This is a genomic window from Ruegeria sp. SCP10, assembly GCF_040329495.1.
Taxonomy (GTDB): domain Bacteria; phylum Pseudomonadota; class Alphaproteobacteria; order Rhodobacterales; family Rhodobacteraceae; genus Ruegeria.
This window is the reverse complement of record NZ_JBDZYF010000035.1, coordinates 1-4,773: the sequence shown is the minus strand read 5'-3', so window position 1 is coordinate 4,773 and position 4,773 is coordinate 1. Positions and strand designations below refer to the sequence as shown.

Genomic DNA, 4,773 nt, shown 5'->3' with positions numbered 1-4,773 from the left:
AGGAGAGCCACAACCCGGGCTCGATATCCTCACCGACTTCCCTTGGGACAACCCGGTGCTGGATGACGATGCCCTGCAACTGGATGCCGCACCAGCAGCGGACCCCCAACAGACTGCAGAGGCAGCAAATACCATCTTCTCCTCGGCAACTCCCGGTTTCGCATTAGATCGGGATCAGATGGGTGCCCCCGTCCTTGGGAACAGACCAGATGTCGCGCTTTCGAGAAAACGTGCACGTCCCGACGCCCACAGCATCTTCGCCCAGATAACCGAACTCGGAGGCAAAAGGCTAAGACACACGAAGCTAAGTGACACGCAGCAACGTGAAATATTCGTGCGAAACACCCAACGCTACAATCAAATCGAAGCCGACGGACGGCGGAACACCGCGGCGGCCTTGGCTGAAGAGTTCAAAGTCAGTCAATCAACGATCAATAAGATCGTGAAAAAGCTATCAAAAGAACAAAACACCTCATAAGCAATCAACGTGGTAAATTGAAGCATAGCGAAGGAATAGCAAAAAATGGTGAAAGTTAGGGTCAGGACTTCGGTATCGGAGCCGTCCCAGTCAAGCTGTTTTACGCAGAATAACCGATCCGCCAAGGCGGTGTAGCTTTTCCTTGTTCGTGTCCGCCCTGCTTTCTGTCGCGGCCTACGGGTGAGATCCTTCGGGTACATGCTTCGGTTCGTGGTCAGCGCGGTGGCCGCCAACATGATGCTGGTTCGATGTAATTCCGATGTGCCCATCTCATTGGCGTGCTTGATTGAAGTCAGCGACTGTCCTGACCACGGCATTATCGGAACCACGTCCCTGCGGGACCTCGAAAGCCCGCGATTAAGCAGGCAACGGGTGGAGCAAAGACTGGATCAGGATATTTTCGGCGCAGCATCCGCTTGGAACACTGTCCCATCAACCCAAATCCGATGGAGAATGACTGCGATACGGCGCGCCAGAGCAACCATCGCAATTTTTCTGCCGCGGCGTTGTGCGAGCTGCGCACCCCATTTTCTCAGCCATGTAGACCGTCCACGGTTCATCATGACAGTTGCGGCCTGGCACAACGCTCGCCTCAGGTTTACGTCGCCGGCCTTGGTAATGCCGCCTGAGACATCACGCTCGCCGGACTGGTTACGCGAGGGCGTAAGGCCAACCCAAGGACCGACCCTCTACGAAGATCGGAAGCGCGCTGGATCATCGACGGCTGCACGGAAAGTTAGCGCCACGACCGCCCCGATCCCGGGCATCGTCATCAAACGGAGACAAACCGGATCGTTCTGGGCAAGCTGGCGTACCTGTTTCTCGAGGATTGCAAGTTCCTGTCGCAGGGCAACTCTGGCTCGCAGCATCGGTTCAGTCGCGGCCTCCAGCATGAGGTTGCCTTCTGCCAACTCCCGGATACGGGCCTCAAACCTACCGCGGGAGATCGCACCAACTTTGAGCCCAAAGTTCCGAAGTAAGCCTCTCAAAGACATCTCTAATGCAATCATGTTTTGCTGAATGGCTTTTCGAGCGCCAAATACAGCGCGAGTTTCCTGAGCAGAGACGGATTTACAGTGAACAGGGTGGAACCAGCCGAGATGAAGAAGTCGAGCGATCCCTTCAGCATCGCGCCGATCTGTCTTGATCGGCATGGCCTTCAGCGCTCCCTTAACTTGGCGGGTTTCCATGAGTAGTCTGTCTTGTGCAGCCCGTATTCCTTAAGGGCATCTCGCCAGCGCAACCCATTGCGATTGATGAAGATAATCCCGCTCAACACACGCCGATCATTGACGCGAGGCTTGCCGTGAGACTTCGGGAAGAAGGGCTCAAGACGCGCCATCTGCTCATCGCTCAACCAAAATAGATCAGACATGTTCACCGCTCTTTTTTGAGCCGTGAACCATGCTGGAGAGAGGAAATCAATGGGTCCTGAGCCTAAGGGTCGATAGATCGATGATCCAGACGTTTACAATCACATACCGTATTGTGAAACACACCCTAATTTCCCAACCACGACCCATTTAGGGAAGTACTTCAGTCGAAAGCAATCGCCGAACTCTACCTAAGCGTGTCAACCGTTTAATTCCATAAATTTATTCGGCAGGCATTGGTTGCAGTCAATTGAAAAGGGTCTGAGTCCGAAACATCATATGATGTAAATACCGCATGAAGGGTTTTGAATATAGATGTTAAAAATTCCACCATGGGAGCAGAAATGATGGAAACAACTAACTCACTAAGACACACATCAACTACGGGAAGAAATCAAAGCAGAGAGAGCAATATATCATGTGAGAGTCAAACGAGCTTCCATTCCGCAACTTCTGAGTTCTACTTCGATCCGGTAGAGGATTGTCTGAGCTGGAGCGCGCGCAACAGCAATCAAGCACCACTACAAGTCAACCAATCAAGATACCAGATAATTAATGAACAGTTAACCACCCTTGGACTAGCTTGTAAGCTTTCTGGAGATAGAATCGTTTCTTCTAAGCCACTAAATATTGATGATGCAGAAAGTCAACCTTGTGTTGGACGTGAGACACTAACCCAAATTTATCGCAGCGTATTAGAATGTGAAGATCCCCATCAAAGGAATTTACTATCCGTTGAGTTGCTACCCATAGTGCGTAATGAGCTGGATGCTTTGATCGAAGAATCTGGGGACGGACAGAGAAGTATCGGTGAAATCATATTGGGAACAGCCAGAACCTATGGAGCAATTTTTGGCGGCAAAGACTGGGCAATTGATGACATCATCGGCGCGATAAATATTGAAAAGTTTGATGATATTAGCAGTGACAGTGGGAGCGGCGCTAAGCTTCGCAATGCCAACATTGCGTCCGCTTGTTTGGTAACTACCTTTATGGTAATTCCTACATTGATCAAGGATGGTCCGAGTTTCCTCGAAGCGATACAGAACAAGGACTGGAATGAAGCTACGGGTATTTTAGTTGGTACTCTTGGCATGATAGCGATGGGACTGAGCCCAGTTTTTGCGGCCGAGCAAAGAGACAACCATGCAGCTTTTGCAGCTGCCACGGGTAATGCATTGATAATTGCAGAACATATCCCTGAGGTCTTTTCTGCGGCGAGAGAACTTGTGACTGCGCTTTACCAAAGCCCTAATCCTGAATCTCAACCGTTTACAGAATTTGCTCGGAAATGTAAGATTAAGGCTTCTGCCACCGAGCTTTTGATTGGTGCGGTTCACGGATTGATCTCGCAAGGGGGAATGATGGTTTTCAATTTACGGAATATTATCACCGGGAGTGAAACAAAAAGCCCACTACCTTTTGTATTTTTAACAGGGCTAGTTTCAACAGCTATCGCTGACGCTGTTTTAGGAGATCAACCATTTTCAGGCTTTGAGGCAAATCGTCAGCATTTATCTAAAGCTCTTTCAGAGCCAAGCAATAATAGTACGATTGCTACTCAAAAAGGTAAGATGATTCTGCAACTTAAGATCAATGAGAAATTCAATCCAACGGGTTTTCAGTCCATAGTACGTGCCTTAGATGAACCATCTGGCTGGGCTGTGCCACTAAGCAGTTTTAGAATATCTAAGTACTCCACAGAGCAAGAAGCAAATTTTTCGATGGAGCTACTTAAGTCACTTTTCCCTGAGCATTCTGAGGAATCTTGTCAATTATATCTAAAAAATATCTTCGATTTTGAGGAGCACGGTTATCTCGGCCCCGATCAAGACCTTAAATCAGTTTTGGATTTGATGCAATCTTCTCGGTTCAAAGACAGGAATTTGGTATTCTCGGGAAAGGGTATCGCTAGCAATAATTTTTTTAAAGACGTTATAGCGCACGTAGTCAAAAGTGTTGTGCTCGAAGAACAAAATCAAGCCGAACTATGTGATGCCAGTGAGCTAACGGATATAGTAGTGCTGGTTTAGCCTAGGCTCAGGACCCATTGATTTCCTCTCTCCAGCATGGTTCACGGCTCAAAAAAGCGGTGAACATGTCTGATCTATTTTGGTTGAGCGATGAGCAGATGGCGCGTCTTGAGCCCTTCTTCCCGAAGTCTCACGGCAAGCCTCGCGTCAATGATCGGCGTGTGTTGAGCGGGATTATCTTCATCAATCGCAATGGGTTGCGCTGGCGAGATGCCCTTAAGGAATACGGGCTGCACAAGACAGACTACCGCCGGTGGAAGCGATGGAGCGAGAAAGGTGTCTTCGCTCGCATATTGGCCGACCTGGTTGCCGAACACGACGAAGAGGATACTGTGATGATCCCCTCTCGGGACATTGCTCCGCAATACCCTGCCGGGCAGTGGACGCCACATATCTAAAAGTCCACCGAACCGCGAGCAGCATGGGCGTCAAAAAGGGCGGCGTAGCCGCCTGATTGGTCGCACTCAGGGCGGCATGAACACGAAGCTGCACGCTATCTACGACCGCAAGGGACGCCCACTCAACTTGTTTGTGACGGCTGGGCAGGTCAGCGATTACATCGGCGCACGGGCGTTGCTCAGCAGCCTGCCGGATGTGGAATGACTGCTCTGGGATCGCGGCTATGATGCAGACTGGTTCCGCGAAGCGTTGAAAGACAAAGGGATACGCGCGTACACCCCCGGACGAAGGCAGCGAAAGAAGCCGGCGAAGTACGACAAGCGACGCTACAAGCGGCGCAACCGCCCCCTCTCGTGACATTGCTGGGCAATGCACTTTCGTGTCTGACGTCAGCACCAATGGGACAGTTTAAGTCGATTTGATAAGAGAGGGTTTCTGGCTCATCGTAACCGCCAAGGAGTGGAGATGAGTAAGAAACCCGGAACCAAGC

At 50.3% G+C, this 4,773-nt stretch carries 2 protein-coding genes and 3 pseudogenes; 3 read left to right on the top strand and 2 right to left on the bottom strand.

Going from position 1 to position 4,773, the window contains the following annotated elements:
• On the top strand, positions 1 to 478 hold a 478-nt coding region (locus tag ABLN87_RS21935; protein ID WP_353014224.1), incomplete at its 5' end, for a hypothetical protein.
• Between the two features lie 389 nt (positions 479 to 867).
• Here the strand turns inward: ABLN87_RS21935 and ABLN87_RS21930 are convergent.
• Together ABLN87_RS21930 and ABLN87_RS21925 are read right to left on the bottom strand one after the other, a co-directional pair.
• Positions 868 to 1,689: pseudogene (locus ABLN87_RS21930) on the bottom strand (IS110 family transposase); the annotation flags it as partial.
• Positions 1,662 to 1,853, bottom strand: a pseudogene (locus ABLN87_RS21925) (transposase); the annotation flags it as partial. The pseudogenes ABLN87_RS21925 and ABLN87_RS21930, both read right to left, overlap by 28 nt.
• Positions 1,854 to 2,195: 342 nt before the next feature.
• Here ABLN87_RS21925 and ABLN87_RS21920 point away from each other — a divergent pair.
• Complete coding sequence (locus tag ABLN87_RS21920) at positions 2,196 to 3,884, top strand: hypothetical protein (RefSeq protein ID WP_353014222.1); 1,689 nt, start codon at positions 2,196 to 2,198, stop codon at positions 3,882 to 3,884.
• 65 nt (positions 3,885 to 3,949) lie between these two features.
• Positions 3,950 to 4,628, top strand: a pseudogene (locus ABLN87_RS21915) (IS5 family transposase); the annotation flags it as partial.
• Positions 4,629 to 4,773: the final 145 nt, after the last annotated feature.

What these genes read in the sequence shown, in the direction of transcription:
- ABLN87_RS21920 (WP_353014222.1), top strand. Translation starts at nt 2,196, where the DNA reads ATGATGGAAACAACTAACTCACTAAGACACACATCAACTACGGGAAGA.